The organism is Flavobacterium hercynium (genome assembly GCF_002217285.1).
GTDB lineage: Bacteria > Bacteroidota > Bacteroidia > Flavobacteriales > Flavobacteriaceae > Flavobacterium > Flavobacterium hercynium.
Genome location: NZ_MUGW01000087.1, coordinates 1 through 1,513, shown reverse-complemented (window position 1 = coordinate 1,513; position 1,513 = coordinate 1). Strand labels below are relative to the sequence as shown.

The window sequence follows — 1,513 nt, the reverse complement described above, 5'->3', positions numbered from 1 at the left end:
CGGTTGTAGTGTGGCTACAGCGTCTTTTAATATTACGCAGTCAGCTATTTTATTCTCAGTAACAGCTTCGGTTTCTAAAAATGCCAATTGTGCTGCTGATTCCGGTATTATTACCGCTATCGGGCACGATGGAACCGCTCCTTATACCTATCAATTGTTGTTGGCTACCGATCCGGCGCCAACAGCAACAAGTACAGGCTGGGCAAGTGCCAATACTTTTTATAAAGATTCCAATACTTATATTGTATATGCCAAAGATGCTTATGATTGTATCAAGCAAGTTACGATTACTTTAGATAAAGATGCAGACCCAACCATTACTGCTCCGGCTTTAATTTGTTACGATGGTAATCCGTTTACCATAACCATAACAGGTACAGTTGATCCGGCAGTTGGAGGTGCTACTTATAGTGTAAACGGAAGTGCTTTTCAAACAAGCCCGAACTTTACCTTTAATGCTTCTGGAACTTATACCTTAACCATTAAAGATGGAAATGGCTGTACCGCTACAACTGTTTATGATGTGAAACCACAGTTGTTTTTAAGTGCAGCGCTTACCAAAGCGTTAGACTGTACGGTTAATCCGGATGCAGAGATTACCCTTACAGCTACAGGCGGAAACAATGCCGCTTATGTATATGAGTATTCTACCGATGGAGGATTAACGTATACCACTATGGCAACAAATGTTTTAACGACAAGTGTTACAGGAAACTATATTTTCAGGGTAAGTGATGCTCAATTGCCAAGTGCATGTCAGGCAACGACTGCTTTCACCTTAGATCCTATTGTACCTGTTGTGTTTACAACAGTTGAAACTCATGTCAGCTGTAATGGAGGTAATGATGGAACAATAACGGTGAATGTCAGCTCAGGAGTTGGAGGATATGAGTATCAGTTAAATGCGGGGACTTTCCAAAGTTCAAACATCTTTACAGGATTAACAGCCGGTTCGTATATAATTAATGTCAGAGATTCAAAATCATGTATTTATACCGCTGCTGTTGTAATTACAGAGCCTGCAGTTTTAACCGCTGCTTCTGTTTTAACGCCGCTTAGTTGTAGTGCCGGTAACGCACCTACTAAGGCTATTGTTACAGTAACAGCTACTGGAGGTACTGCGCCTTATGAATATAGTTTTGACGGAGGTGCAAATTACAGCACCATCAACACCTACGAATCTTATGTTGGAATAACCTTTAATGTTTTGGTTAAAGATGCAAAAGGATGTTTGTTTACACTTGTTGATGGAGTTAACATTCCTGGGTTAAACCCACCTATGATTAGTTCAATTGTCGGAACACCAATTTGGTGTGTGCCAGCTGCTAATACAACAAGTACAGTAACAATTACAGTAACTAACGGTATTGGAGCCTTACACTATGAGATTATTTCTCCGGCAAGTGCCGTAGGTAATACCTCAGGAGCTGTAAGTGGAATTTTTACTTTATTGCCGGCAGACACTTACATCTTTAGAGTTACAGACACCAATGGCTGTACAGATGAAATAACA

Annotated in this window: 1 protein-coding gene; it reads left to right on the top strand. The window is 40.4% G+C overall.

The genetic code is table 11. The features are described 5' to 3' along the window. A partial coding sequence (locus B0A66_RS22445; protein WP_208862618.1) for a SprB repeat-containing protein occupies nucleotides 1-1,513 on the top strand: 1,513 nt, incomplete at both ends.